The organism is Pseudomonas sp. HMSC065H01, assembly GCF_001815235.1.
GTDB lineage: Bacteria > Pseudomonadota > Gammaproteobacteria > Pseudomonadales > Pseudomonadaceae > Pseudomonas > Pseudomonas aeruginosa.
In genome coordinates this window covers 209,779-235,001 of sequence record NZ_KV819859.1, presented here as the reverse complement: position 1 = coordinate 235,001, position 25,223 = coordinate 209,779, and the positions used below count along the sequence as shown (strand labels likewise).

Genomic DNA, 25,223 nt, shown 5'->3' with positions numbered 1-25,223 from the left:
GCGCAGAGCAACGGAGTACGACCGATCCATGACCGACACCGCACGCGCCGACGCGCTGCTGGCCGACCTGCCCGCTGACGGGCGCGGCCGCCTGAAAGTCTTTCTCGGCGCGGCGCCGGGGGTGGGCAAGACCTTCGCCATGCTGCAGGCCGCCCAGGCCCAGTTGCGCCAGGGCGTGAAACTGCGCGCCGGGGTGGTCGAGACCCACTCGCGGGCGGAAACCGAGTCCCTCCTCGCAGGCGTGCCGCAGCAGCCGCTGCGCAGCCTCGAGTATCGAGGGATGAAACTGCAGGAAATGGACCTCGACGGTCTCCTTGCCGACCCGCCGGCGCTGGCCCTGGTCGACGAACTGGCCCACAGCAACGTTCCCGGCAGCCGCCACGCCAAGCGCTGGCAGGACATCCAGGAGTTGCTGGCGGCGGGAATCGACGTCTACACAACGGTCAACGTCCAGCACCTGGAGAGCCTCAACGACCAGGTCCGCGACATCACCGGCGTGCAGGTCCGCGAGACGGTGCCGGACTGGGTGTTGCAGGAGGCCTACGAGATCGTCCTCATCGACCTGCCGCCGCGCGAGCTGCTGGAGCGCCTGCGCGAGGGCAAGGTCTACGTGCCGGAACAGGCGCGGGCGGCGATCGATGCGTTCTTCTCGCAGACCAACCTCACCGCGCTGCGTGAACTGGCGATGCAGACCGCCGCCGCGCGGGTCGACGCCGACCTCAACCACCGCTACCGCCAGCGCGGCGAGGAAGCGCCGGCGTTGCGCGGGCGGCTGCTGGTGGGCATCGACGGTGACGAACAGGCCGAACGCCTGGTGCGCCACGCCTGCCGGGTCGCCGAACGTCGGCACCTGCCCTGGAGCGTGGTACACGTCGATACCGGCGGCTTGCGCGGCGAGCAGGCGCGGATGCGCCTGCAGGGTGCGCAGCAACTGGCCGAGCGGCTCGGCGGCGAGATCGTCGTGCTGCGCGCCGGCGAGGTGGCGCGGACCCTCCTGCAACATGCCCGCGAGCGCCGCGCCAGCCTGGTCCTGGTTGGCCAGTCGCGGCGCCGCTGGTACCGCCGGGCCTTCGGCGGTGGTCTCGCCGGGCGTCTGCTGCGTGACGGCCAGGGCCTGGAGATCAGTGCCCTGGACAGCGAGGCCGACCTGCGCCCGGCGGAACCGCGGCCACGCTATCCGGTGGTGTGGAACGACTATCTGCTGGCGCTGCTGGCGACCGCCCTGGCCAGCGGCCTGGCCTGGATCGTGGCGCACCTGCTGGAGCTGCCGAACATCTCCCTGGTGTTCCTGATGGCGGTGCTGCTGGTGGCAGTGCGCAGCAGCCTGATGCCGGCACTGCTGTGCGCGGTGGCGTCGTTCCTGGCCTATGACTTCCTGTTCATCCCGCCGCATTTTTCCTTCGCCATCCATCGCCACGAAGACCTGCTGAGCCTGGCGTTCTTCCTGTTCATGGCCGGCCTCACCGGCAACCTGGCGGCACGCCAGCGGCGCCAGCTGGAGGCGCTGCGCGATACCCAGGAGGAAACCAGCCTGCTGCTGGAGCTGTCGCGCAAGCTCACCGCCGCCACCGACCGCCAGGCGGTGCTGGCCGCCGCCGCCCAGCAGTTCGACGACTGGAAGGACGTCGAGGTCTGCCTGCTCGGTCAGGTCAATGGCGAGTGGAAGACCGGGGCCGGCGTGCAGCGGCAACTCGCCGACCAGGAACGGGTCGCCGCGGACTGGGCCTGGGCCCACGACCAGCCGGCCGGCCTCGGTACTGGCACGCTGCCCGGAGGACGCTGGTGGTGGTGGCCGCTGTCGGCGGAAGAGGGACCGCTGGCACTGCTCGGAGTCGCGCCGCTGGACGGCCAGCCGCTGAGCCCGCAGCGCCGGCGCCTGCTCGCCGCCCTCGGCCAGCCTCTGGCCCAGGCCCTGGCGCGGGCTCGCCTGGCCGAGGACCTGGAGGCCGCGCGCCTGCACGGCGAGACCGAGCAACTGCGCAGCGCCTTGCTCGCCTCGGTGTCCCACGACCTGCGCACGCCGCTGACGGCCATGCGCGGCTCCATCGACAGCCTGCTGGCGCTGGGCGAGGCGATCCCGCCGGCGGATCGTCGCGAACTGCTGGAAAGCACCCGCGACGAGGCCGAGCGACTGGACCGCTATATCCAGAACCTGCTCGACATGACCCGTCTCGGCCACGGTGGCCTGAAGCTGGCGCGCGACTGGGTGGCGCCGGGCGACATCGTCGGCAGCGCGCTGAACCGCCTGCGCGCGGTGCTGGCGCCGTACCGGGTACAGGCGATCGTGGCCAACGACCTGCCGTTGCTCTACGTGCATGCGGCGCTGATCGAGCAGGCGCTGATCAACGTGCTGGAAAATGCCGCGCGCTTCTCGCCGAACCACGGCCGGTTGCGCATCGAGGTCAGCCAGGATGCCGCCGAGCTGCGTTTCGCGGTGAGCGACGAGGGGCCGGGGATTCCCGAGGCCGAGCGGGAGAAGATCTTCGACATGTTCTACACCGCTGCCCGTGGCGACCGCGGTGGCCAGGGCACCGGCCTGGGCCTGGCGATCTGCCAGGGCATGATCGGCGCCCACGGCGGGCGTATCAGCGTCGGCGAAGGCCTCGACGGTCGCGGCACCACGCTGGTCCTGCACCTGCCGCTGCATCCGCAGCCGGACCTCGGGCAACTGGAGGGCGACGAATGAGCCCGGCGCACTTGCCTGGCGCCTGCGCTCGCGCTATTCCTGCCGTTTCCGCGACGCCGCCGCTGGCCTGTCGCCGTGTTCACCTGCCGTGCCGAGTGCCATGACCCAATTGCAGAACAGCATCCTGCTGATCGACGACGAACCGCAGATCCGCAAGTTCCTCCGTATCAGCCTCAATGCCCAGGGCTACCGGGTGCTCGAGGCCGGCACCGGCGAAGAGGGGCTGGCCCAGGCCGCGCTGAACCGACCGGACCTGGTGGTGCTCGACCTCGGCCTGCCTGACCGCGACGGCCAGGACATCCTTCGCGACCTGCGCGAATGGTCGCAGGTGCCGGTGCTGGTGCTGTCGGTGCGCGCCAGCGAGGGCGAGAAGGTACTGGCCCTGGACGGCGGCGCCAACGACTACGTGACCAAGCCGTTCGGCATCCAGGAGTTCCTCGCCCGCGTGCGCGTCCTGCTGCGCCAGGCGGCGCAGGGCGAAAGCCCGGAGGCGTCGGTGGCGGTCGGCCCGTTGCAGGTGGACTTCGCCTATCGCCGAGTCACCCTGGAGGGTGCGGAAGTGGCGCTGACGCGCAAGGAGTATGCAGTGCTCGCCGCGCTGGCACGCCATCTCGGACGGGTAGTGACCCAGCAGCAACTGCTCAAGGATATCTGGGGTCCGACCCATGTCGAAGACACCCATTACCTGCGGGTCGTGGTCGGCCACCTGCGCCAGAAGCTCGGCGACGATCCGGCCAGCCCGCGCTTCCTGGTGACCGAGGCGGGTGTCGGTTATCGCCTGCGCGACAGCTGACGCGCAGCGCAATTCTGCGCGAGGGGCATGCCTCCCGTGCGTTCATCGCCTATGATGCCGCGCATTCGCGCTGGCCCGGATGCGCCCGGGTCGGTGCCCCGGTGTCACCACGAAGGTCATCATGCAGCAACTGTTGAACGAGATTCTCGATGAAGTCCGCCCGCTGATCGGGCGCGGCAAGGTCGCCGACTACATCCCCGCGCTCGCCGGCGTCGAGCCGAACCAGCTGGGGATCGCCGTGTACAGCCGCGACGGCGAGCTGTTCCATGCCGGCGACGCCCTGCGGCCGTTTTCCATCCAGAGCATTTCCAAGGTGTTCAGCCTGGTCCAGGCGATCCAGCATTCCGGCGAGGACATCTGGCAACGCCTTGGCCACGAGCCCTCCGGCCAGCCTTTCAACTCCCTGGTGCAGCTGGAGTTCGAGCGCGGCAAGCCGCGCAACCCGTTCATCAATGCCGGCGCCCTGGTGATCTGCGACATCAACCAGTCGCGTTTCGCCGCGCCGGCGCAATCGATGCGCGATTTCGTCCGGCGCCTGTGCGGCAACCCGGAAGTGGTGTCGGACTCGGTGGTGGCGCGCTCGGAGTACCAGCACCGCTCGCGCAACGCGGCGGCGGCCTACCTGATGAAATCGTTCGGTAACTTCCACAACGACGTCGAGGCGGTGCTGCTCAGCTATTTCCATCATTGCGCGCTGCGCATGAGCTGCGTCGACCTGGCGCGGGCGTTCTGCTTCCTCGCCGACAAGGGCTTCTGCAAGCACAGCGGCGAGCAGGTACTCAACGAGCGGCAGACCAAGCAGGTCAACGCGATCATGGCCACCAGCGGGCTCTACGACGAGGCCGGCAACTTTGCCTATCGGGTCGGCCTGCCGGGCAAGAGCGGTGTCGGCGGCGGCATCATCGCGGTAGTGCCGGGGCGCTTCACGGTCTGTGTCTGGTCGCCGGAACTGAACGCCGCGGGCAATTCGCTGGCGGGTATCGCCGCGCTGGAGAAACTCAGCGAGCGGATCGGCTGGTCGATCTTCTGAAACCGCCGCCCGTCGTGGCGGCGCTCGAATTCCCGGCGCCGCTGCGCTATGTTCTGCGGCTACCGCTTGCCGGCGCCGGATGCGCCGGTCCACTCGCCAGGAAGGTCGCCATGTCCCGTCCGATCCCCGTTTCCCGTGTCTTCGCCTGCCTCACCGTTCTCGCCGCCTGCGCGCATGCCGGCGCCGCCGAACCGGACTGGCGTGGCTACACCAGCGAACAGCAGCAGCGCAGCGTGCTGGCCGTCGAGCAGGACGCCGAGGCCATCAACAAGCGCTACTACGACAGTGCCTTCGAGGAATTCCTGCCGGAACTGGAGCAACTGGAACTCAGCCTGGCGCAGCCCGTCGTCGCCGTCGACGAGAAAGGCCTGCTGGGCGACTGGAAGTGCCGCTCGACCCAGGCCGACCAGTACGGCATCTATCGCTATCCGAACTTCCAGTGCCGCATCCGGCGTACCGACCGCGGCCTGTTCCTGGAGAAGACCAGCGGTTCGCAGCGGGTCAGCGGCTACCTGTTCCGCGAAGGCACGCAGCGCTACGTGTTCCTCGGCGGCGCCACGGTCAACGACGAGCCCCAGGTGGCCTTCAGTGGCCTGGCCCACGGCGCGCCGGCTGAGTCCGACGTGGTCGCGCTGCTGCGCCCGCACGCCGGTGGCTTCCTCCTGCTGTTCCCGGAACGGCGCGGCGGCTACGAGGTCCTCGAGTTCAGCCGCTGAGGCTCAGGCGTTGTCTTCCTCGTAGCGGTCCAGGGTGTCGCTGGCGATCTGCCGGCCGAGGGCGATCAATTCCGGCGCCTTGTAGAACTCGAAGAAGCGGCAGACCCGCTTCGGCACGTTGATCAGGATGTCCGGCGGGTAGCCGGCGATCTTGTACTGCGCCAGCGAGGTCTGCATCACCTCGAAGCTCTGGTTGACCAGTTCCAGCAGCGATGCCGGACCGCTGCTTTCCACCACCGTGGTGCCGCTGGCCGACTTCGGCGAGTCCTTGCCTTGCGGCGCCGCGGCCGGCTGTTGCAGTTGCGGCTCGGCGGGCTCCTCGGATTCCGCCGGAACCGGATGGAGCAGGGCGTCGGCGCTCAGCTCCGGCGGGGTATTGTCGTCGCCGTGGCGGCGGAAGAACGAGAGTTTGTGGCCGAGGCTCTCGATCATGCTGTCGAAGCGCCCCTTGAGCGCGGCCGGACGCTCGATCACCGGCAGGTGGTACTGCTTCTGGTTGGTGGCGTTGAGATTGACCGCGATGATCAGGTCGCTGTGGGCCGACACCACCGGCACGATCGGCAACGGGTTGAGCAGGCCGCCGTCGACCAGCATGCGGCTGCCCTGCATGACCGGTGTGAACAGGCTGGGGATTGCCGCCGAGGCGCGCATGGCCTGGTGCAGGCAGCCTTCCTGGAACCAGATTTCCTGCTGGTTGGTGAGGTCGGTGGCAACCGCCGTGTAGGGAATCGACAGGTCCTCGATGTTTACCTCGCCGAGGATCTCGTGGATCTTGCCGAACACCCGCTCGCCGCGGATCGCGCCGAGGCGGAAGCTGACGTCGAGCAGGCGCAGCACGTCGAGGTAATCCAGGCTTTCCACCCACTCGCGGTACTCGCGCAGCTTGCCGGCGGCGTAGATGCCGCCGATCACCGAGCCCATGGAACAACCGGCGATGCAGGTGATCTCATAGCCGCGTGCCTCGAGTTCCTCGATCACGCCGATGTGCGCGTAGCCGCGCGCACCGCCGGAGCCCAATACCAGGGCGACCTGTTTGCTCATCTGCAACCCCTTGCCAATACTGCGTGACGAAGCGAAAACGATACGCGTGTCGCCCGGCCGCCGCCAAGTGCGTCGCGGCGATGCGCGGCCCTTTCCCTGTCCGGAGATCGTTCGATGAAAACCTGGATCGTTCTGCCCGTCCTTGCCCTGACCCTGGCCGGCTGCGCCGGCAAGACCGCCTACCGGGAGAACTGCGCCGACCAGCTGGACGCGGCCTGGAAGGAACTCGACCTGGCCAAGGCCGAAGGCTTCGCCGGCACCGTCAGCTACTCGAAGGCCCTGACCCTGCTCACCGGGGCCAAGACCCAGCAGCAGTTCGAGGCCTACGAGGGCTGCACCAGCAAGGCCGAGAAGGCGCGCTTCTATATCCGCGAGTCGCGCGCCGGGCGCTGAGCCGGGCGCGGCGATCGGTCCTCTGGCGGCGGCGCCGGCTTTGCTAGAATGGGCACTTTTCCGACATCCACGGGAGTACACCGATGAGCGAGGCGATCCGCCTGACCCAGTACAGCCACGGCGCCGGCTGCGGCTGCAAGATTTCGCCCAAGGTACTGGAGGTGATCCTCGCCGGCAGCGGCGCGCAGAACCTCGATCCGAAGCTCTGGGTCGGCAACGCCTCGCGCGACGACGCGGCTGTCTACGCCCTCGACGAGGAGCGCGGGGTGGTCTCCACCACCGATTTCTTCATGCCGATCGTCGACGACCCCTTCGATTTCGGCCGTATCGCCGCGACCAACGCCATCAGCGATATCTACGCCATGGGCGGCGACCCGCTGATGGCCATCGCCATCCTCGGCTGGCCGGTCAACGTGCTGGCCGCGGAAGTCGCCCGCGAGGTGATCGCCGGCGGCCGCAAGGTCTGCGAGGAAGCCGGCATCCCGCTGGCCGGCGGACACTCCATCGACGCCCCCGAGCCGATCTTCGGCCTGGCCGTGACCGGCGTGGTGGAGAAGCGCTTCATGAAACGCAACGACACCGCCGAGGCCGGCTGCAGGCTGTACCTGACCAAGCCGCTGGGCATCGGCATCCTCACCACCGCCGAGAAGAAGGCCAGGCTGCGCGCCGAGGACGTCGGCGTGGCGCGTGACTGGATGTGCACCCTGAACAGGCCCGGCGCGCGCTTCGGCCGGTTGGCGGGGGTCAAGGCGATGACCGACGTCACCGGTTTCGGCCTGCTCGGCCACCTGGTGGAAATGGCCGACGGCAGCAAGCTCACCGCACGCGTGGAGTACGCCGCGGTACCGCGCCTGGCCAGTGCCGAATATTACCTGGAGCAGGGCTGCGTGCCTGGCGGCACCCTGCGCAACTTCGACAGCTATGGCGAGCGCATCGCGCCACTGCCGGAAGTGCAGAAGCTGTTGCTTTGCGATCCGCAGACCAGCGGCGGCCTGCTGGTGGCGGTGGCTCCGGAAGGCGAGGCGGAGTTCCTCGCCGTGGCGGCGGAACTCGGCCTGCAACTGGCGCCGATCGGCGAGCTGGTCGAGCGACAGAGTCTCGCGGTACAGGTGCTGTAATGCGCGACAACACCCAGCACTACCGCGAACTGTTTCTCGACGATATCCCCCTGATGGATGTGCGCGCCCCGGTGGAGTACCACAAGGGCGCCTTTCCCAACACTGTCAACCGGCCGCTGATGAACGACATCGAGCGGCAGAAGGTCGGCACCAGCTACAAGCAGCACGGCCAGCAGGCCGCCATCGCCCTTGGCCACGAACTGGTCTGCGGGGCGCTCAAGGCCGAACGGCTGGCGGCCTGGAAAGCCTTCGCCGAAGCCAACCCGAACGGCTACCTGTATTGCTTCCGCGGCGGCCTGCGCTCGCAGATCGTCCAGCAGTGGCTGAAGCAGGACGCCGGCATCGACTACCCACGGGTGATCGGCGGCTACAAGGCGTTGCGCAACTTCCTTTTCGAAACCACCCGCGCGGCGGTCGACGAGTGCGATTTCGTGCTGGTCGGCGGCCTTACTGGTTGCGGCAAGACCGAGGTGATCGCGGCGCTGGACAACAGCCTCGATCTCGAAGGCCACGCCAACCATCGCGGCTCCAGCTTTGGCCGGCGAGCCACGCCGCAGCCGGCGCAGATCGACTTCGAGAACCGCCTGGCCATCGACATCCTGAAGAAGCGTCATCGTGGCGTCGGCCAGTTCGTCCTCGAGGACGAGGGGCGGATCGTCGGCAGCTGCTCCTTGCCGCTGGAGCTGTACCAGGGTATGCAGGGCTACCCGCTGGTCTGGCTGGAGGATGCCTTCGAGCAGCGTGTCGAGCGTATCCTCAGGGACTACGTGATCGATCTGCGCAGCGAGTTCGAGCGCGTGGTGGGCGTGGAGGAGGGCTTCGCCGCCTTCTCCGCCTACCTGCAGAAGAGCCTCGCCGGCATCGTCAAGCGCCTCGGCGGCGAGCGCTACCAGCGGCTGGCGGCGATCCTCGTGCAGGCGCTGGAAGAGCAGGGCCGCGACGGCTCGGTGGATACCCATCGCGGCTGGATCGAGGGGCTGCTCAAGGAGTACTACGACCCGATGTACGCCTTCCAGCGGCAGAGCAAGGAAGACCGCGTCGAGTTCCGCGGCAACCAGGCCGAGGTGATCGGCTACCTGCGCCAGCGTCAGGCGTTGCGGCCATCGTAGTGCTGTACCGGGAGCGCGTTGGCGTCGATGTCCTCCAGGCAGCGCGCGTTGACCGCGGCCATCGCCTGGCCGTCCGGACCTATGCCTTCGCTGAACGGCGCGCAGCCGCAGGTGGGGCAGAAGTGATGCTGCAGGCGGTGGGTGTTGAAGGTGTAGGTGTGCATCGCGCTGGCCGGCGTCTTCAGCGCCAGACGGTCGCGCGGGACGAACCACAGCAGCCAGCCGCGCCGGCTGCACAGTGAACAGTTGCACTGGATCACCTGGTCGAGGTCGCCTTCGACTTCGTAGGCGATGGTTCCGCAGTGGCAGCTTCCTCGATAGTTCATGGCAGGGCTCCTGGGTGAGGGTAGGGCAAGTCTAGCCGCTGCCTCCAGGTGGCGCAGGGCTGCGGCGCAGACGGTCGCGAGAGCTGCGGGGCTGCGGCATAATCGGCGTCCCCTCCGTCGATTTCCGCGAGACCGCCATGCAACTGGACTTCACCACCATCGCTCCCGCCGAGGCCTATCGCTGGTTGGCTTCCACCGTCACCCCGCGACCGATTGCCTGGGTCTCGACCCTGTCCGCCGAGGGCGCCAGCAACCTGGCCCCGTTCAGCTTCTTCCAGGTGATCAGCGACGAGCCGCCGACCCTGATGGTCAACGTCAGCCTGCGCGACGACGGCAGCCTCAAGGACACCCTGCGCAACGTCCAGGCCACCGGGCAGTTGGTGATCCACCTGGTCGGCGCCGCCCAGGCCGAAACCATGAACGCCACCTCCGCCTGGCTGCCCCATGGTGTGAGCGAGATCGAGACGGTCGGCATCCCTACCGTGTCCAGCGTACGCGTGGCGCCGCCGCGGATCGCCGCGGCGGCGGTGGCCTTCGAGTGCGAGGTGGCGGAGATCAAGCCGTATCCGGCGGAGAACCCCAATTGCCACCTGATCTTCGCCCGCGTGCTGCTGGCCCATGTCGACGATGCCGTGCTGGCCGACGAGCGCCATGTGGATAGCGCCCGGCTCGACCTGGTCGGTCGCCTGGGCGGCAGCCACTACAGCCATACCCGCGACACGTTCAGCATGATCCGGCCCAGGTAGCCGGGCTCAGTCCGGCGCCCGCAGGCACTCGTCGACCGTGCGCCGGCACACCGGCGCCTGGCCCGCGGCCTGGCGTTCCTGCCACTGGCGATAGGCGAACTGGTAGCTTTCCGGATACACCCCGCCGCGCTTCAGCGGCGCCACGATACTCGCGCGCAGCGCCTGTTCGGTCAGCGCCAGGTGCGCGGCCAGGCGCTGGAACTGCCAGGGCTGCTGGCCCTGGCGGCGCTCCAGGACCTCGACGTGGTACAGGCCGTCGGCCGCCGCGCTCGACAGGTTGTGCACGATCAGCCAGCGCGACAGGCCCGGCGCCGCCGGCAACGACCAGAGCGGCTGCTCGATCGGGCCGCTCCAGTCGGCCAGGGTGGGGGCGCACAGACTCAGCGACAGCAACAGCGGCAATACGGGACGCATGGCAAGCTCCTTTTTCCATGGGGCGCCCAGTATGGCTCCGCGCTCGACCGACGTCAGCCCGGATATCCTGGAAACGACCTGCGCATATCTCTCCTGGCCATTATCGTGCCATTACCTTGCCCGGCCGCTCAGGTTCGGCGAAAAACGCGCGACACAGCGGGAAATGCGCACGCAGACGGCGCGTCACGGGGGAGGGGAGTCATGCTGGGGTTGCTGCGCAGGCGTCTGGCCGATCTCGGCACGGCGAAGAAACTGGCCATCGGTTTTACCCTGGTCCTGCTATTGACCGCGCTGGTGGCCGCGCTCGCGGTGCTCTCGCTGCATGCGCTGGGGCAGCGCTTCGCGCGCCTGCAGGAGATGAGCGCGATCAATCGCGACGTGCTGGAGGTTCGCCAGGCCGAGAAGGACTTTGCCCTGCACGGGGAAAAGAGCGACGCCGAGCGCTTGCGCCAGCGCCTGGCCGCGACCCTTGAACGGGTGGGCCGGCTCAAGGCCGACGGCGACGCCGATCAGGCGCTTGGCATGGCCGAGGTGGAGCAGGTGCTGGCGGCATACCTAGAAGCGTTCGGCCGCTTCGAGCAGTCCATCCAGGGACGCCAATTGGCTTGGGAAAGCGCCAGTTGGTCGCTGAACGGCGCCGCCAACAGCCTCGATATCCTCCAGTCCAGCCTGGCCGAGGATGGCGCCTATGCGCTGAAGGAGAGCCAGGGGCACGACGGCGAGCCGCTGTTGCAGCAGGCGGCCCAGGTCGCCCAGGTCAATCGCCTGGTCCTTCAGGGGCTGGACGAGGCCCGCTCGCGTCTCGAAGCGCGCGCCGCGGATGCGCAGGAGGGGCCGCCGAAATCGCTGCGCGAGGCGCTGGAGCTGGCAGCCCGGCTGGAGCAGGCGATCACCGACGATGCCTACGTGTCGGTGGTCAAGGACGTGCTGACCAATATCCGCGGTTTCGCCGACAAGCTCGCCGAGTACCGCGCCAGTCAGCTCCAGGAGCGGCAGATGTACGCCGCCATGGGCGAGCGCGCCGGGCAGGTGATGGCGCGTGTCGACCGTAGCTGGGAGGCGCAGCAGCAGGCCATGCTCCACAGCCTGCGGACAAACTCCCTGCTGATCGTCGGCGCCGCCGTGCTGGCGCTGCTGGTGGGCCTGGGCGCGGCCTTCGGCATCAGCCTGCTGATCGTCCGTCCGCTGCGCCAGGCGATGGGTGTGGCGCAGCGGATCGCCGAAGGCGACCTTGCGGTACGGGTCGACAGCGAGCGGCGCGACGAGGTTGGCCAACTGATGGCCGCGATGCGCGCCATGACCGGCAGCCTGCGCGGTATCGTCAGCCAGTTGCAGGACGGCGTCGGGCGGATTGCCGGCGCTTCCGAGGCGCTGTCCGGCGTTACCACGCGCACCCGCCTGGGAATCGACAGCCAGCGGGCGGAAACCGAACAGGTGGCCACGGCGATGAACCAGATGGCCGCCACCGTCCATGAAGTGGCGCACAACGCCGAGGAAGCCGCGGGGGCGGCGGAAAGCGCCGACGGCAAGGTCAGCGTCGGCCAGGAGGTGGTACGCCAGACCCTGGAGCGGATCGAGCGACTGGCCGAGGCGGTGCGCGCGGCCACCGCCAGCGTCGAGGCGCTGAGCGCCGACAGCCAGCGCATCGGCAGCGTGCTGGACGTGATCAAGAGCGTGGCCGAGCAGACCAACCTGCTGGCGCTGAACGCCGCCATCGAGGCGGCGCGGGCCGGCGACCAGGGTCGAGGCTTCGCCGTGGTCGCCGACGAGGTGCGGGCGCTGGCGCGGCGCACCCAACAGTCCACGGCCGAGATCGAGACCCTGATCGGTGCCTTGCAGAATGGCACGCAGCAGGCGGTGCAGCGTATGCAGCGCAGCCACCAGTTGGTGGACCAGAGCGTCGACGACGCGTTGCAGACCGAGGCGGCGCTGGGCAACATCGCCACGGCGGTGGCGCTGATCCAGCAGATGAACCAGCAGATCGCCGCGGCCTCCGAGCAGCAGAGCGCGGTCGCCGAGGAGATCAACCGCAGTGTCACGGCGATCCGCGAGGTGGCCGATCAGTCGGCCCAAGCCATGCAGTCGACGGCTTCGTCCAGCGAACAACTGGCGGAGCTGGGCCGCGAACTACAGGGCATGGTCAGGCATTTCCGCTTGTAGCCGCGGCCTGGGCGGCGAGTCTTTCCTGCTGGCGCAGCCAGTAGCGATAGGCACTGACCCCGGAGCGCACCGAGCTGAACACCAGCGGCGGCTTGATCTCGCCGAGCATGCTCGAGCGTTGCAGCAGGTCCAGCGTCTGCCCGGTCACCCGCGCCAGCGACAGGTGCACGCCCTGGGCCTTGAGGATCTGTTGCACCTCGTGGAGGGTGGCCAGGCCGCTGATGTCGAGGTTGGTCATGGCTTCGGCGTTGAGCAGCACCGCATTCGGCCGCTCGCTGCCGTCCACCACGGCAAGCACCCGCTGCTTGAAGTAGTCGGCGTTGAAGAACAGCAGGGGGGCGTCGAAGCGGTAGATCACCAGGCCGGGAAGAGTGGTGGCTTGCGGGTACTTGGCCAGCTCGACCTGGCCGTCGATGCCGTGCATCCAGCCGAGCACCGCGTCGCTCGGGCGATAGGTGTAGTAGAGCAGGCGCAGTACGGCGATGCTGACGGCGACGAAGATTCCCGGCAGCACGCCGACGCTGAGCACGCCGACGGTGGTCAGCAGGCAGAGGCTGAACTCGAAGCGGCTGAGCTTCCAGAAGCCCTTCAGCGCCTGCACGTCGATCAGGCCCCAGCCGGCCAGCAACAGGACCGCACCGAGCGCCGGCATCGGCACCCAGCCCAGGGGCTTGTTCAGCAGCAACAGGGTGGCGGCGATCACCAGCGCGGCGACCACGCCGACCAGTTGGGTCTTGCCGCCGACCATGTCGTTCACCGCGGTGCGTGAGTCGGCGCCGCTGATGGCGAAGCCCTGGGAGACCCCGGCGCCGATGTTGGCCAGGCCGAGGGCGACGAATTCGTGGTTGGCGTTGATGCTGTAGCCGTGACGGGCGCCGAAGCTGCGCGCGGTGAGCATGGCGCTGCAGAAGCTGACCACCGTGATGCCGGTGGCGTCGCGCAGCAGGCTTTTCAGTTCCTCCAGGCTGGTCTGCGGCCAGCTCAGTTGCGGCAGCCCGGCCGGTACCTCGCCAAGCAGTTCCACGCCGTAGCGATCCAGGCCCAGCAGCGCCGCGGCGAGGCTGGCCAGGAGGACGCCGCAGAGCGCCCCGGGCAACTGCGGGAAGCGCCGCGGCAGCAGCACCATCAGCAAGAGCGAGAGGCTGCCGAGGATCAGCGTCGGCCAATGGATGTGCAGCAGGTTCTCCAGCAGCGCGAGGATGCCGGCGACGAAGCCGCTGGTCGCCGCCTCGTAGCCGAACAGCTTGCCCAGTTGCCCGACCAGCAGGCTCAGGCCGATGCCGTTGAGGTAGCCGACCAGGATCGGTCGCGAGAGGAAGCTGGCGATGAACCCGGCGCGGGCCAGGCCGGCGACGATGGAGAACAGCCCGACCATGATCGCGACGATCATCGACAGGTCCACCAGGCGCTGCGGATCGCCCGCCGCCAGCGGGGTGATGGCGGCGGCGACCATCGCCGCGGTCGCCGCGTCGGGGCCTACCATCAACTGCCGCGAGCTGCCGATCAGGGCGTAGATCAGCATCGGCAGGATGCACGCATAGAGGCCTACCTGGGGCGGGAAGCCGGCGATCTGGGCGTAGGCGATGGCGGTGGGGATCTGGATCGCCGCTACCGACAGCCCGGCCTGGACATCCGGACGGAACCAGGCGCGGCGGTAGTGGAGCAGGCTATCGAGTCCGGGTACCCAGCGGGCGAGCGGCATGCGGCTGATTCCTTGCAGGCGCGGATGCCGCAGCTTAGCCCGAAGGACAGGCGGCAGGATTGCCGGGAATCATTATTTCTTCAGTGCACACGCTCTTCGAGGCGAGGCGCTATCCGCCGCTTCTTCGCGCCGGCGGCGGACCTCAGACCTTCAACACCAACTTGCCGAAGTTTTCCCCGCTGAACAGCTTGAGCAGCGTTTCGGGGAAGGTCTCCAGGCCTTCGACGATGTCCTCGCGCGATTGCAGCTTGCCTTCCGCCAGCCAGGTGGCCATCTCCTTCAGGCCTTCTGGGAAGCGCTGGGCATAGTCCATCACCACCATGCCTTCCATGCGCGCCCGATTGACCAGCAGCGACAGGTAGTTGGCCGGGCCGCGCACCGCTTCCTTGTTGTTGTACTGGCTGATCGCCCCGCAGAGGACGATGCGTGCCTTGAAGGCGATGCGGGTGAGCACTGTGTCGAGGATTTCGCCGCCGACGTTGTCGAAGAACACATCGATACCCTTCGGGCATTCGCGCTTGAGTCCGGCGGTGAGGTCTTCGTTCTTGTAGTCGATGGCGCCGTCGAAGCCCAGTTCTTCGACCAGGAAGCGACATTTCTCGGCGCCGCCGGCGATGCCTACCACCCGGCAGCCCTTGAGCCTGGCGATCTGCCCGGCAACGCTGCCCACCGCACCGGCGGCGCCGGAGATCACCACGGTCTCGCCGTTCTTCGGCTGGCCGACGTCGAGCAACGCGAAGTAGGCGGTCATGCCGGTCATGCCCAGCGCCGAGAGATAGCGTGGCAGCGGCGCGCGGGACGGGTCGACCTTGTAGAAACCCTTGGGCTCGCCGATGAAATAGTCCTGCACGCCGAGGGCGCCGTTGACGTAGTCGCCGGCCTGGAAGCCGGGGTGCTTCGAAACCAGCACCTTGCCGACGCCGAGCGCACGCATCACCTCGCCGATCCCCACCGGCGGGATGTAGGAGCGGGCGTCGTTCATCCAGCCGCGCATCGCCGGGTCCAGCGACAGGTACTCGTTCTTCACCAGGATCTGGCCCTCGGCCGGTTCGCCGAGCGGGGTTTCGACGAAACTGAAGGTGTCGCGGCCGGGCAGCCCGCTGGGACGCTGGGCCAACTGGTATTGCCGATTGATCTGGGAGGTCATGGCAGGGCACTCGAATGTCGGGAAACAGGCCCCTAGGGATAGCTGGCGCCGGCGCCGGCGGCAAGCGAAGGCGAGTGCGGAAATGACCGGTCATCTATGCCGATGATTCGCCGCCATCAGTCTTATCAGCGGGCTGGATGGCCCATCCTCCAGTCCCCTGATAGTGCTATGCCTTGCGCCGGCCCTGGCTAGACTGGCGCGGCCCGGTTCCGTCGCGGTTGGCGGAAGGCGATTTTCCGAGGAGCAGCAGATGAGCAAACTTCTTTCCGGCCAGGTCGCACTGGTCACTGGCGGTGCGGCGGGCATCGGCCGCGCTACCGCGCTGGCCTTCGCCGCCGCCGGGGTCAAGGTGGTGGTCGCCGACCTGGACAGCGCCGGCGGCGAGGGCACGGTCGAAGCGATCCGCCAGGCAGGTGGCGAAGCCGTCTTCATTCGCTGCGACGTCACCCGCGACGCCGAGGTCAAGGCGCTGGTAGAGGGTTGCGCGGCGGCCTACGGCCGTCTCGACTACGCCTTCAACAACGCCGGTATCGAGATCGAGCAGGGCAAGCTGGCCGACGGCAACGAAGCCGAGTTCGACGCCATCATGGCTGTCAACGTGAAGGGCGTCTGGTTGTGCATGAAGCACCAGATCCCGCTGATGCTGGCCCAGGGCGGCGGCGCGATCGTCAACACCGCCTCGGTCGCCGGGCTCGGCGCGGCGCCGAAGATGAGCATCTACGCTGCTTCCAAGCACGCGGTGATCGGCCTGACCAAATCGGCAGCGATCGAGTACGCGAAGAAGGGCATCCGCGTCAACGCCGTGTGTCCGGCGGTGATCGACACCGACATGTTCCGCCGCGCCTACGAGGCCGATCCGCGCAAGGCCGAGTTCGCCGCCGCGATGCATCCGCTGGGTCGGGTCGGACGGGTCGAGGAAATCGCCGCCGCGGTGCTCTACCTGTGCAGCGACAACGCGGGCTTCACCACCGGTATCGCCTTGCCGGTGGACGGCGGGGCGACGGCGATCTGAGCGGGCGGCGATACAATCGGGATGCCCCGGCGCGGGGCATTCGCATTCTGTTACAGGTCGGCGCGCGGTTTGGCGCGCCAGGCCACTGCCGGGGGACTAACCTGGGTCGAGAATCCGGGGCCTGAGCCCGTCTCCATCGCATCGGAGCAATAACAATAATGACCGCCGATCCCATCCTGACCCTGTTCCTCCCCATCGCCCTGGGCATCATCATGCTCGGTCTCGGACTGTCCCTGACCCCGGCCGACTTCCTCCGCGTGGTGCGCTACCCGAAGCCGGTGCTGGTCGGCCTGGTGTGCCAGATCGTCCTGCTGCCCATGGCCTGTTTCCTGATCGTCCAGGGCTTCGCCCTGGAGGCGGCCCTGGCGGTCGGCATGATGTTGCTGGCGGCCTCGCCCGGCGGCACCACCGCCAACCTCTACAGCCACCTGGCGCATGGCGACGTGGCACTGAACATCACCCTGACCGCGGTGAACTCGGTGATCGCCATCCTCACCATGCCGCTGATCGTCAATCTGTCGCTGCAATACTTCATGGGCGACGGGCAGGCGATTCCCCTGCAGTTCGGCAAGGTCATGCAGGTGTTCGTCATCGTCCTCGGCCCGGTGGCCATCGGCATGCTGGTGCGCAACCGCCTGCCGGCCGTGGCGGATCGGCTGCAGAAGCCGGTGAAGATCCTTTCCGCGCTGCTGTTGCTGGTGATCATCCTGCTGGCGCTGGCCAAGGACTGGCAGACCTTCGTCACCTACGCGCCGGTGGTCGGGCTGGCCGCGCTGGCCTTCAACCTGCTGAGCCTGGCGGTGGGCTACTGGGTACCGCGCCTGCTGCGCCTGCCGAAGGCCCAGGCGGTGGCCATCGGCATGGAGATCGGCATCCACAACGGCACCCTGGCGATCGCCCTGGCGCTGAGTCCGAGCCTGCTGAACAACAGCACCATGGCGATTCCGCCGGCGATCTACGGAGTGTTGATGTTCTTCACCGCGGCGGCCTTCGGCTGGTGGGTCAGCCGTGGCCACCAGGCCGCGCCGGCGCCCGTGACGGCGCCGGACTGAGGTCGGTCAGCCGCGCCGCCAGTTGAGCACGAACTGAGTCAGCAGGCCGGCCACCAGGCCCCAGAACGCCGAGCCGATGGACAGCAGGGTGAAGCCGGAGGCGGTGACCATGAAGGTCACCAGCGCGGCCTCGCGCTGGCGCTCGTCGGCCATCGAGTTGGCCAGGCCGTTCATGATCGAGCCGAGCAGGGCGATGGCGGCGATGGACAGTACCAGTGCCTTGGGGAACGCCGCGAACAACGCTGCCAGGGTGGCGCCGAAGGTTCCTGCGACGCAGTTGAAGAAGCCGCACCAGAGCGCCGCGGTATAGCGCTTGTGCGGGTCCTCGTGGGCCGAGGGACCGGTGCAGATCGCCGCGCTGATCGCCGCCAGGTTGATCCCGTGGGAGCCGAACGGTGCCAGCAGGATCGAGGCGATGCCGGTACTCGAGATCAGCGGCGAGGCCGGCACCTGGTAGCCGTCGGCGCGCAGCACGGCGATGCCGGGCATGTTCTGCGAAGCCATGGCGACGATGAACAGCGGGATGCCGATGCTGATGGTGGCGGCCAGGGAGAAGCTCGGCGTGGTCCACTCCGGTACCGCCAGTTCCAGGCGGAACCTGCTGAAGTCCAGTTGGCCCAGTATCCCGGCCAGCAGCACCCCCACCAGTAGCGCAGCGAACACCGCATAGCGCGGCGAGAAGCGTTTGCACAGCAGATAGCTGAAGAACATCGCCAGCACCAGCAGGGTCTGTTGCTCGGCGGCGTTGCAGATCTCGATGCCGATGCGGAACAGCACCCCGGCCAGCAGCGCCGAGGCCAGCGAGGAGGGAACCTGGCGCATCAGGCGTTCGAAGCTGCCGGTGACGCCGCACAGGGTGATCAGGAGGGCGCAGACGATGAAGGCGCCGATCGCCTCGCTGTACGGCACTCCGGGCAGGCTGCTGATCAGCAGCGCCGCGCCGGGGGTGGACCAGGCGATCACGATCGGCACCCGGTAGCGCAGGGTCAGGCCGATGGTCGCCAGGCCCATGCCGATCGACAGGGCCCAGATCCACGAGGAAATCTGCGCGCTGCTGAGACCGGCGTTCTGCCCGGCCTGGAACATCAGTACCAGCGAGCTGGTGTAGCCGGTGAGCATGGCGACGAAGCCGGCCACCACGGCGGCGGGAGAGGAGTCGGCGAACGGACGCAGACGAGGCTGGGGCTGGGTGGTTTCGGTCATGCCGGGTACTTCCATGGAGTGTGCGGGACGACCGGGCACGGCGGTGGGCGGAGCCACGGGGCAGGTTGCGCGAGGCGCGGAGTGCCGATCATCTTTTTCTGTTTTGCGCAGCCTAAACAGCCGGCCAGGGGCTGTCCCGGTACAGCCGCGGACATAGTTGGCCATACAGTCGCAGCTGCCGGAAGCTGGCGCAGCTGGTAACTTCCCGGCATTTGCCGAGGAGCTTCGTCATGGATGCAAACCCCTACGCCACGCCGCGTGTCGAATTGGTCGAGCAGGGCATACCGGATGCTTTCCGCCGGCGCTGGACGCCCGCGCAACTGCGCATCCTCGCCTGGCTCTGCCTGGCCTCGATAGCCGGCGGCGTGGTGCTGATGGTGCTCAGCCTGCTGGAGGCATTCGGCGACGGCGCCGCGTTCAGGGTCTACGCCGACTGGCTGGGCCTGCTCCTCAGCCTGCTCGGCGCCTACCTGCTGCTGCGGCTCAAGCACCTGGTCGAGTCGCGCTTTCGCGGCCCCTCGCTGGCCTGGCCGGTATGGTTGTCGATTCTCCTGACCCTGCTGGGCGAGGGCTGGAGCCTGCTGGCGGTTACCGACGATGCGCTGCAGGGCTGGAACTGGCAGGCGCTGGTGTACTTCGCGCTGCTTGCGCTGATCGGAGCTACCACCCTCTGGCTGGGCCTGCGTCTGCTCAAGCAGGAAAATCTCTATCCGTCGCTGCGGATCATGGCCTGGCTGGACATCGCCGGCGGCGCGATGCTGGCTTCGGTGCTGTTGCTGGTGCTGGCGGTACTGCCGCTGCTGGCCGCCACCGTGGCCATGGCGCTGGCCTGCTGGCGCGCGGCGCGGGAGTTGGAGCGGAGCTAGCGGGCAGCCGGTCGGCTTGTCGAGCGTCCATGCGCCAGGCCCATGGGGCGTCAGTCGGCGGCCTCCGTCGCCGCTTCGCCGCGGCTGCCTGCATGCGCCCGAGCCAGGGTGCGATTGACCGCCAGCCAGCCGGAGACCGCTTCGCCGCCGGCTTCCTCGAAGCAGCGTTGGAGCAGCCGCGACTGCTCGCGACGCAGCGCCTTTTCCAACCGCACGCCCTCGGCGGTGAGGCCGAGGAGGCGTTTGCGCTTGTCGTCGTCGGCGGTGGCGCTGCCGATCAGGTTCATCTCCAGCAACTGGCGCAGCGGGATGTTCAGCGCCTGCTTGGTCACGCCGAGCAGGGCCAGCAGTTCCTTCACGCTGAGGCCCGGATAGCGGGCGATGAAGAACAGCACGCGGTGGTGCACACGTCCCAGGCCGCGGCGGGCGAGCATCTCGTCAGGCTTGGTGGTGAAGGCCTGGTACGCGAAGAAGAAGGCTTCCATCATGGCCTGCTGCTGGACGGCGTGGTTTTTCAGGTCAGGCATATTGACGCTTCCGGGTGCGGCATCGTAGTTTCGGTCAAGCAGTTTGACTCATTTTTCCCCGCCTACGCTACCGGTGATCCCATGGCCTTCTCTGAACGCATCTCCCGCCTGAAAAGCTCCTTGATCCGCGAAATCCTTGCCGCGGCGCAGCGTCCGGAGGTGATGTCGTTCGCCGGCGGGCTGCCGGCCGAGCCGATGCTGCCGAAGGTGCAGTGGGAGCAGATGCCGGCCTCCATAGGCCAGTACGGCATGAGCGAAGGCGAGCCTGCCCTGCGCGAAGCCATCGCCGCCGAAGCGCGTGCCCTCGGCGTCCCCTGCGAGGCGAGCCAGGTGCTGATCGTCAGCGGTTCGCAGCAGACCCTCGACCTGGCCAGCAAGCTGTTCATCGATCCGGGCACCGAGGTGCTGCTCGAGGCGCCGACCTACCTCGCCGCGCTACAGGCCTTCCAATTGTTCGGCGCCGATTGCGTGACCGTGCCGCTGGGTGCCGAGGGCCCCGACCTGGTTGCCCTGCGGCAGCGCCTGGAGCGACACAAGCCGGCCTTCGCCTACCTGATCCCGACTTTCCAGAATCCGTCCGGCGTGCGCTACAGCGAGGAACGCCGCGACACGGTGGCGGCGCTGCTAGACGAATTCGGCGTGACCCTGATCGAAGACGAACCCTATCGCGAACTGGTGTTCGACGAGGGCCGCGCAACCCCGCTGGTCAGCCGCCTGCGCAAGTCCAGCTGGATCTATACCGGCACGGTGTCGAAGACCCTGCTGCCGGGCCTGCGCGTCGGTTTCCTGATCGCCACCCCGGACCTGTTCCCCCACCTGCTGCGGCTGAAACAGTCGGCCGACCTGCATACCAACCGGGTAGGGCAGTGGCAGGCGCTGCAATGGTTCGGCAGCGAGGCCTACCGCCAGCACCTGGCCGAACTGCGCGAGTTCTACCGGGTCCGCCGCGACGCCATGCAGGAGGCGCTGCTGGAGCACTTCGGTGAGCTGGCCGAATGGAATATCCCGGAGGGCGGGCTGTTCTTCTGGCTGACCCTCAGGCAGCCGCTGGATACCCGCACCCTGCTCCAGCCGGCGCTGGCCGCCGATGTCGCATTCATGCCCGGCGAACCTTTCTTCGCCGAGCCGGAGCAGAACCTCGGGCGTCTGCGGCTGAACTTCAGCCACGTCGCCCCGGAGCGCCTGCACGAAGGCCTGCGGCGCCTGGCCAAGGTCGTCCGCGACGCCCAGGCCGCCGAAGCGGCCTGAACCCTCATCGGCGCTCCTTCCGGGGCGCCGGCCATCCGATCCGAGGAGCGACACGATGTACAAGGTCTACGGTGATTACCGTTCGGGCAACTGCTACAAGATCAAGCTGGCCATGTCGCTGCTCGGCATCGACTACCAGTGGGTACCGGTGGACATTCTCAAGGGCGAGACCCAGACCCCGGAGTTCCTGGCGAAGAACCCCAACGGCAAGATACCGGTGCTGGAGCTGGAGGACGGCAGTTGCCTGTGGGAGTCCAACGCCATCCTCAACTTCCTCGCCGACGGCAGCGCCCTGTTGCCCAGCGAACCGCGCCTGCGCACCCAGGTGCTGCAATGGCAATTCTTCGAGCAATACAGCCATGAGCCCTATGTGGCCGTGGCGCGCTTCATCAAGCTCTACCTCGGCCTCCCGGAAGCCCGCCGCGCCGAGTTCGAAGAGAAGAAGATCGGCGGCTACAAGGCCCTCGACGTCATGGAGAAACAGCTGTCGCGCACGCCATTCCTGGTCGGCGAACAGTTCTCCATCGCCGATATCACCCTCTACGCCTACACCCATGTCGCCCATGAAGGCGGCTTCGACCTGACGGCCTACCCGGCGATCCGCGCGTGGATCAAGCGAGTGGGGGAGGTGCCGGGGTATGTGGGGATGCTGGATTGAGGGGAGCTTCGATCAGCGGTTGGCGAGGCAGTGATTTCTGTCATGAGCGGGAGTTTCGGGTAGAGCGAAATTTTTATGCATCGGGCTGGATGCGCGTTTTTCCTGATTATTCGTAGCTCGCTTTCCTGGCGCTGCTGTTGGTACCCGGCGCTGCGCTGGTGGCGGGTCAGTTACTGGCCGTTGAGGTCGATGCCCAGGAGGGCATCGACCGACTGGCCGCGCTAGCCGACCCGACTACTGTCGGGCAGCTTTCTCGCCAGTAGGCGCACAGCACTGTCGAGCGGGTAAGCGGTGCGCAATTCTCTGTCGTCGCCGTACGCGGCCTACCGCATAAGTTGGTCATCGAGGGCTTGGCGATAGGCGCTGCGGCGGTCATCGAATCCTGCTTTCCTGACTGCTCGGGTCGCTATCGATTTCCGCCCAGCCGGTGCGGTACGGGCGTGTCCAGGGTAAACGCAGCGGTGCGTCCCGCCTGCAGTCGGTCACGGCGCAACTTCCTCGCCGGTGGCCATGGGACCGCCCATCTCGATTAATTTCTCTAACAATTCCCGTGCCAGTCTTTTCGTGGCTCTTTTAATCAATCTCATTCAATGGCTTATTGTTATCCATGTCTCATTCTGAAAAGAAATATAACAAGTGAATTGAGCAAGAAGTTGCGCAGTGCTGTGCAACTTTTTGCGCAGTAGTGTTCAGGCCAGTATTTTCAAGGGCTGTGGACTGTTATTGGGGATGTTTCTTGGTTTTCATTGTGCAACTTCTTGCACAATCGCTATTACGCTCTAAATCAGCTGTTGGTCCGCTTGGAAGGCCTATGTTTCGAGGCTCTCCGGAGAAATCCATACTGCCTGCCTTATTTTTTATAAATTGTTAACTACCTGTTTTGGTAGGGTTTTCCAAATGGCCATCAATGTCGTTATGATGGCTATAGCCAAGCCGTAAAGGGCATGGACGCAGACGCCTGACGTTTGGCTGAAAATCTTTCATTGATTCGTATCAATGAATAGGAAAATTCCCAAAGAGGGAATGTCCTGTTGCTTGCCAGTTTTTATGTTGTTTTCATGGAAAAGGCAAAGAGCTCTTCAGACTATTGGGATTTTCGCTCGGTTTTTATGCCAACTAGTTGAATTGTTAAGATATTCATTGGCGCACATGGTGTGCATTGAAGGGTTAGGATGACCTATTCGAGCAAGCTCTCCTCGCATTATCTGGAACTCGCGGAACAGCCGATTTCAAAGGATGTCTTTGCGGGTGAGGATGTGCGTTTTTCCAGCGAATACGAGGCGCTGGAAAATGAGCTGGGCAAGGCGCTCTCGCTCCATGAGAACGGCCAGACCGACTGGTTGAAAATCCTGGAAAACAGCGAAGCGCTGCTTCGTGCCCAATCCAAGGACCTGCGTGTTGCAGCCTGGTTGACCTGGGCCCTCTACCAACGGGAATCCTTTCCCGGTTTGCTGGCCGGACTGGGATTGCTGGAACGTCTGTGCAGCCGGCATTGGGTCGAGATCCATCCGCTCAAGGCGCGCACTCGCGCCGCGGCCATTGCCTGGCTGGTGCCCCGGCTGGAGCAGGCACTGAACGAAAACGTACCGATCAAGGAGCAACTCCCCCTGTTCCGGCGTCTCGCCGAGCACCTGGAAAAACTCGATACCGCGCTGACCGCGCAACTGGGCGACGACGCGCCCTTGTTGCTGCCGATCAGCCGACGCCTTTCGGGCATGCTCCAGCGCGCCGCCGACAACCAGCCCGAACCTGGCGTGGTCGGCGCCGTGGTGGCCCAGGTCAAGCAGGCGGCCAGCCAGTTGCTGGCGCCGGGTGCGCCCATCGACAACGAGCGCGACGCCCACAAGGCCATGCGCGCCCAGCAGGAGGCCGCACGCCCCCTGTGCGCCTGGTGGCTGAAGCAGAAAGCCACCGATCTGCGCGCGCTGCGCCTCAACCGGACGATGCTCTGGCTGCCCATCGAGTCCATGCCCGAGCGCAATGCCGAACAGGTCACCGCGCTAAGGGGAGTGCCGGCGGACAAGCTGAAAAGCTACCAGGAGCGTTTCGCCCAGGGCCTGTACGCCGATCTCCTGGTGGAGCTGGAGGCGAGCCTGGCACGGGCGCCGTTCTGGTTCGACGGCCAGCGCCTGGTCTGGGAGTGCCTGCAAGGGCTCAACGCCGAGCAGGCGATGCGGGAAGTCGAAATGCATTTCGCCTTGCTCCTGCAGCGTCTGCCGGGGCTGGTGGAGCTGCGTTTCCACGACGGCAGCGCATTCGCCGATGCGGCCACCCGCGGCTGGATCAGCGCCCATGTCATGCCCCATCTCCAGAACGACAGTGCGCCGCGCAAGGTCGAGACCGTGGCCCTGCAGGCCGAATGGGACGTCGCCCTGGACGAGGTCCAGCCGGTGTTGCGCAAGGACGGCCTGAAGGCGGCGGTACAGGTGTTGAAGCAGGGCATGAAGCGCGCCCACGGCGGGCGCGCCCGGTTCTTCTGGCAACTGAGCCTCGCGCGACTGTGCTTCCTGGCGAAGAAGTACGAGCTGGCCAAGACCCAGCTGGAGAGCCTCGACCATCAGTTGCACGAATCGGGATTGCACGCCTGGGAGCCCGATCTGGCGCTGGATGTACTGCACCTGCTGCATAGCTGCTGCGAGCTGTTGCCGCAGAACCACGCCGTGCGAGAACGCAAGGAAGACATTTATCGCAGGCTGTGCCACCTCGATCTCGAGGTGGTGCTCGAATAGGGCTTCGCGCCCTCAATTCTCAAGGAGAAAAAGCCATGGCCAAAGAAGGCTCGGTAGCCCCAAAGGAACGCATCAACGTCACCTTCAAGCCCGCCACTGGCGGTGCCCAGGAAGAAATCGAACTGCCGTTGAAGCTACTGGCGATCGGCGATTACACCCAGCGCGCGGATGAGCGCAAGGTGGAGGACCGCAAGCCGATCGGCATCGACAAGATGACCTTCGACGAGGTCCTGGCCAAGCAGGAGCTGGGGCTGACGCTGAGCGTACCCAATCGTCTCCAGGAGGAGGGCGGCAGCGACGAGCTGGCGGTGGGGCTGCAGATCAACTCGATGAAGGACTTCAACCCGGCCAGCATCGTCGAGCAGGTGCCCGAGCTGAAGAAGCTGATGGAGTTGCGCGATGCGCTGGTGGCCCTCAAGGGCCCGCTGGGCAACGCCCCGGCGTTCCGCAAGGCCATCGAAAGCGTACTCGCCGACGACGAGTCCCGTAGCCGTGTGCTGGGCGAGCTGGGGCTGAGCGCCGCCCCCTCCCAGGACGCCTGAGCCAC

23 protein-coding genes are annotated in these 25,223 nt (G+C 66.9%); 16 read left to right on the top strand and 7 right to left on the bottom strand.

Annotated elements, in window-relative coordinates; genetic code table 11:
* Positions 1–28: 28 nt before the first annotated feature.
* The 4 genes from HMPREF3014_RS08865 to HMPREF3014_RS08850 all read left to right on the top strand — a co-directional run bounded on the left by HMPREF3014_RS08865 (position 29) and on the right by HMPREF3014_RS08850 (position 5,225).
* Positions 29–2,686: a sensor histidine kinase gene (locus HMPREF3014_RS08865; protein WP_014603072.1), complete on the top strand. Its 2,658-nt coding sequence runs from the start codon at positions 29–31 to the stop codon at positions 2,684–2,686.
* 100 nt (positions 2,687–2,786) lie between these two features.
* The gene (locus tag HMPREF3014_RS08860) at positions 2,787–3,479 is read left to right on the top strand and encodes a response regulator (RefSeq protein WP_003114598.1); all 693 of its coding nucleotides are present in this window, start codon (positions 2,787–2,789) and stop codon (positions 3,477–3,479) included.
* A gap of 121 nt (positions 3,480–3,600) precedes the next feature.
* The gene (gene glsB / locus HMPREF3014_RS08855; protein WP_003087537.1) at positions 3,601–4,509 is read left to right on the top strand and encodes a glutaminase B; all 909 of its coding nucleotides are present in this window, start codon (positions 3,601–3,603) and stop codon (positions 4,507–4,509) included.
* A 110-nt stretch (positions 4,510–4,619) separates the two neighbouring features.
* A complete protein-coding gene (locus tag HMPREF3014_RS08850) occupies positions 4,620–5,225 on the top strand; it encodes a DUF4893 domain-containing protein (protein WP_003097837.1) in 606 nt (201 codons plus the stop codon).
* Positions 5,226–5,228: 3 nt separating this feature from the next.
* Here the strand turns inward: HMPREF3014_RS08850 and HMPREF3014_RS08845 are convergent, their stop codons facing one another.
* The gene (locus HMPREF3014_RS08845; protein WP_003087542.1) at positions 5,229–6,266 is read right to left on the bottom strand and encodes a patatin-like phospholipase family protein; all 1,038 of its coding nucleotides are present in this window, start codon (positions 6,264–6,266) and stop codon (positions 5,229–5,231) included.
* A gap of 114 nt (positions 6,267–6,380) precedes the next feature.
* On the opposite strand from HMPREF3014_RS08845, the gene HMPREF3014_RS08840 reads away from it, so the two are divergent.
* From HMPREF3014_RS08840 to mnmH, 3 genes are all read left to right on the top strand, one after another.
* The gene (locus HMPREF3014_RS08840) at positions 6,381–6,659 is read left to right on the top strand and encodes a hypothetical protein (RefSeq protein WP_003097836.1); all 279 of its coding nucleotides are present in this window, start codon (positions 6,381–6,383) and stop codon (positions 6,657–6,659) included.
* 83 nt (positions 6,660–6,742) lie between these two features.
* Positions 6,743–7,777, top strand: coding sequence for a selenide, water dikinase SelD (selD, locus tag HMPREF3014_RS08835; RefSeq protein ID WP_003087546.1), 1,035 nt, complete (start codon positions 6,743–6,745; stop codon positions 7,775–7,777).
* Positions 7,777–8,886: a tRNA 2-selenouridine(34) synthase MnmH gene (mnmH, locus tag HMPREF3014_RS08830; RefSeq protein WP_003087548.1), complete on the top strand. Its 1,110-nt coding sequence runs from the start codon at positions 7,777–7,779 to the stop codon at positions 8,884–8,886. Before selD ends, mnmH begins: the two co-directional genes overlap by 1 nt.
* Here mnmH and HMPREF3014_RS08825 read toward each other — a convergent pair.
* Complete coding sequence (locus tag HMPREF3014_RS08825; protein ID WP_003114600.1) at positions 8,865–9,212, bottom strand: GFA family protein; 348 nt, start codon at positions 9,210–9,212, stop codon at positions 8,865–8,867. The genes mnmH and HMPREF3014_RS08825 overlap by 22 nt on opposite strands.
* 137 nt (positions 9,213–9,349) lie before the next feature.
* Between HMPREF3014_RS08825 and HMPREF3014_RS08820 the strand changes: the two genes are divergently transcribed.
* Positions 9,350–9,958: a flavin reductase family protein gene (locus HMPREF3014_RS08820; RefSeq protein WP_003097831.1), complete on the top strand. Its 609-nt coding sequence runs from the start codon at positions 9,350–9,352 to the stop codon at positions 9,956–9,958.
* A gap of 6 nt (positions 9,959–9,964) precedes the next feature.
* On the opposite strand, the gene HMPREF3014_RS08815 is transcribed toward HMPREF3014_RS08820, so the two are convergent.
* A complete protein-coding gene (locus HMPREF3014_RS08815) occupies positions 9,965–10,372 on the bottom strand; it encodes a DUF5086 domain-containing protein (protein ID WP_003117744.1) in 408 nt (135 codons plus the stop codon).
* Between the two features lie 201 nt (positions 10,373–10,573).
* On the opposite strand from HMPREF3014_RS08815, the gene HMPREF3014_RS08810 reads away from it, so the two are divergent.
* Positions 10,574–12,532: a methyl-accepting chemotaxis protein gene (locus HMPREF3014_RS08810; protein ID WP_003114601.1), complete on the top strand. Its 1,959-nt coding sequence runs from the start codon at positions 10,574–10,576 to the stop codon at positions 12,530–12,532.
* Here the strand turns inward: HMPREF3014_RS08810 and HMPREF3014_RS08805 are convergent.
* Positions 12,513–14,234 carry a SulP family inorganic anion transporter gene (locus tag HMPREF3014_RS08805; protein WP_023087595.1) on the bottom strand — a complete coding sequence of 574 codons (1,722 nt, stop codon included), beginning with the start codon at positions 14,232–14,234 and terminating at the stop codon, positions 12,513–12,515. The two genes, HMPREF3014_RS08810 and HMPREF3014_RS08805, sit on opposite strands and share 20 nt — an antisense overlap.
* A gap of 142 nt (positions 14,235–14,376) precedes the next feature.
* Complete coding sequence (locus HMPREF3014_RS08800; RefSeq protein WP_023087594.1) at positions 14,377–15,381, bottom strand: NADP-dependent oxidoreductase; 1,005 nt, start codon at positions 15,379–15,381, stop codon at positions 14,377–14,379.
* Positions 15,382–15,631: 250 nt separating this feature from the next.
* Here HMPREF3014_RS08800 and HMPREF3014_RS08795 point away from each other — a divergent pair, with 250 nt between their 5' ends.
* Both HMPREF3014_RS08795 and HMPREF3014_RS08790 read left to right on the top strand, forming a co-directional pair.
* Positions 15,632–16,393 carry an SDR family oxidoreductase gene (locus tag HMPREF3014_RS08795; RefSeq protein WP_003117742.1) on the top strand — a complete coding sequence of 254 codons (762 nt, stop codon included), beginning with the start codon at positions 15,632–15,634 and terminating at the stop codon, positions 16,391–16,393.
* Positions 16,394–16,551: 158 nt separating this feature from the next.
* On the top strand, positions 16,552–17,445 hold the full coding sequence (locus tag HMPREF3014_RS08790; RefSeq protein ID WP_003087569.1) for a bile acid:sodium symporter family protein: 894 nt from the start codon (positions 16,552–16,554) through the stop codon (positions 17,443–17,445).
* Positions 17,446–17,451: 6 nt separating this feature from the next.
* Here HMPREF3014_RS08790 and HMPREF3014_RS08785 read toward each other — a convergent pair whose 3' ends face one another.
* Entirely contained in the window at positions 17,452–18,648 is a 1,197-nt protein-coding gene (locus HMPREF3014_RS08785; RefSeq protein WP_003087572.1) for a benzoate/H(+) symporter BenE family transporter, read from the bottom strand.
* 230 nt (positions 18,649–18,878) lie between these two features.
* Between HMPREF3014_RS08785 and HMPREF3014_RS08780 the strand changes: the two genes are divergently transcribed.
* The gene (locus HMPREF3014_RS08780) at positions 18,879–19,514 is read left to right on the top strand and encodes a hypothetical protein (protein ID WP_003097821.1); all 636 of its coding nucleotides are present in this window, start codon (positions 18,879–18,881) and stop codon (positions 19,512–19,514) included.
* 50 nt (positions 19,515–19,564) lie between these two features.
* On the opposite strand, the gene HMPREF3014_RS08775 is transcribed toward HMPREF3014_RS08780, so the two are convergent.
* Positions 19,565–20,041: a MarR family winged helix-turn-helix transcriptional regulator gene (locus HMPREF3014_RS08775; RefSeq protein WP_003097819.1), complete on the bottom strand. Its 477-nt coding sequence runs from the start codon at positions 20,039–20,041 to the stop codon at positions 19,565–19,567.
* A gap of 81 nt (positions 20,042–20,122) precedes the next feature.
* Here HMPREF3014_RS08775 and HMPREF3014_RS08770 point away from each other — a divergent pair, with 81 nt between their 5' ends.
* The 4 genes from HMPREF3014_RS08770 (at position 20,123) to tssB (ending at position 25,218) form a co-directional block, all read left to right on the top strand.
* Positions 20,123–21,289: an aminotransferase-like domain-containing protein gene (locus HMPREF3014_RS08770; RefSeq protein WP_023087593.1), complete on the top strand. Its 1,167-nt coding sequence runs from the start codon at positions 20,123–20,125 to the stop codon at positions 21,287–21,289.
* A 55-nt stretch (positions 21,290–21,344) separates the two neighbouring features.
* Positions 21,345–21,947: a glutathione S-transferase family protein gene (locus HMPREF3014_RS08765; RefSeq protein ID WP_003097816.1), complete on the top strand. Its 603-nt coding sequence runs from the start codon at positions 21,345–21,347 to the stop codon at positions 21,945–21,947.
* Between the two features lie 1,172 nt (positions 21,948–23,119).
* Positions 23,120–24,676, top strand: coding sequence for a type VI secretion system protein TssA (gene tssA, locus HMPREF3014_RS08760; RefSeq protein ID WP_003097814.1), 1,557 nt, complete (start codon positions 23,120–23,122; stop codon positions 24,674–24,676).
* Between the two features lie 35 nt (positions 24,677–24,711).
* Positions 24,712–25,218, top strand: coding sequence for a type VI secretion system contractile sheath small subunit (tssB, locus tag HMPREF3014_RS08755; RefSeq protein WP_003114607.1), 507 nt, complete (start codon positions 24,712–24,714; stop codon positions 25,216–25,218).
* The last annotated feature ends 5 nt before the right edge of the window (positions 25,219–25,223 follow it).

What these genes read in the sequence shown, in the direction of transcription:
- HMPREF3014_RS08865 (WP_014603072.1), top strand. Translation starts at nt 29, where the DNA reads ATGACCGACACCGCACGCGCCGACGCGCTGCTGGCCGACCTGCCCGCT.
- HMPREF3014_RS08860 (WP_003114598.1), top strand. Translation starts at nt 2,787, where the DNA reads ATGACCCAATTGCAGAACAGCATCCTGCTGATCGACGACGAACCGCAG.
- glsB (WP_003087537.1), top strand. Translation starts at nt 3,601, where the DNA reads ATGCAGCAACTGTTGAACGAGATTCTCGATGAAGTCCGCCCGCTGATC.
- HMPREF3014_RS08850 (WP_003097837.1), top strand. Translation starts at nt 4,620, where the DNA reads ATGTCCCGTCCGATCCCCGTTTCCCGTGTCTTCGCCTGCCTCACCGTT.
- HMPREF3014_RS08845 (WP_003087542.1), bottom strand. Translation starts at nt 6,266, where the DNA reads ATGAGCAAACAGGTCGCCCTGGTATTGGGCTCCGGCGGTGCGCGCGGC.
- HMPREF3014_RS08840 (WP_003097836.1), top strand. Translation starts at nt 6,381, where the DNA reads ATGAAAACCTGGATCGTTCTGCCCGTCCTTGCCCTGACCCTGGCCGGC.
- selD (WP_003087546.1), top strand. Translation starts at nt 6,743, where the DNA reads ATGAGCGAGGCGATCCGCCTGACCCAGTACAGCCACGGCGCCGGCTGC.
- mnmH (WP_003087548.1), top strand. Translation starts at nt 7,777, where the DNA reads ATGCGCGACAACACCCAGCACTACCGCGAACTGTTTCTCGACGATATC.
- HMPREF3014_RS08825 (WP_003114600.1), bottom strand. Translation starts at nt 9,212, where the DNA reads ATGAACTATCGAGGAAGCTGCCACTGCGGAACCATCGCCTACGAAGTC.
- HMPREF3014_RS08820 (WP_003097831.1), top strand. Translation starts at nt 9,350, where the DNA reads ATGCAACTGGACTTCACCACCATCGCTCCCGCCGAGGCCTATCGCTGG.
- HMPREF3014_RS08815 (WP_003117744.1), bottom strand. Translation starts at nt 10,372, where the DNA reads ATGCGTCCCGTATTGCCGCTGTTGCTGTCGCTGAGTCTGTGCGCCCCC.
- HMPREF3014_RS08810 (WP_003114601.1), top strand. Translation starts at nt 10,574, where the DNA reads ATGCTGGGGTTGCTGCGCAGGCGTCTGGCCGATCTCGGCACGGCGAAG.
- HMPREF3014_RS08805 (WP_023087595.1), bottom strand. Translation starts at nt 14,234, where the DNA reads ATGCCGCTCGCCCGCTGGGTACCCGGACTCGATAGCCTGCTCCACTAC.
- HMPREF3014_RS08800 (WP_023087594.1), bottom strand. Translation starts at nt 15,381, where the DNA reads ATGACCTCCCAGATCAATCGGCAATACCAGTTGGCCCAGCGTCCCAGC.
- HMPREF3014_RS08795 (WP_003117742.1), top strand. Translation starts at nt 15,632, where the DNA reads ATGAGCAAACTTCTTTCCGGCCAGGTCGCACTGGTCACTGGCGGTGCG.
- HMPREF3014_RS08790 (WP_003087569.1), top strand. Translation starts at nt 16,552, where the DNA reads ATGACCGCCGATCCCATCCTGACCCTGTTCCTCCCCATCGCCCTGGGC.
- HMPREF3014_RS08785 (WP_003087572.1), bottom strand. Translation starts at nt 18,648, where the DNA reads ATGACCGAAACCACCCAGCCCCAGCCTCGTCTGCGTCCGTTCGCCGAC.
- HMPREF3014_RS08780 (WP_003097821.1), top strand. Translation starts at nt 18,879, where the DNA reads ATGGATGCAAACCCCTACGCCACGCCGCGTGTCGAATTGGTCGAGCAG.
- HMPREF3014_RS08775 (WP_003097819.1), bottom strand. Translation starts at nt 20,041, where the DNA reads ATGCCTGACCTGAAAAACCACGCCGTCCAGCAGCAGGCCATGATGGAA.
- HMPREF3014_RS08770 (WP_023087593.1), top strand. Translation starts at nt 20,123, where the DNA reads ATGGCCTTCTCTGAACGCATCTCCCGCCTGAAAAGCTCCTTGATCCGC.
- HMPREF3014_RS08765 (WP_003097816.1), top strand. Translation starts at nt 21,345, where the DNA reads ATGTACAAGGTCTACGGTGATTACCGTTCGGGCAACTGCTACAAGATC.
- tssA (WP_003097814.1), top strand. Translation starts at nt 23,120, where the DNA reads ATGACCTATTCGAGCAAGCTCTCCTCGCATTATCTGGAACTCGCGGAA.
- tssB (WP_003114607.1), top strand. Translation starts at nt 24,712, where the DNA reads ATGGCCAAAGAAGGCTCGGTAGCCCCAAAGGAACGCATCAACGTCACC.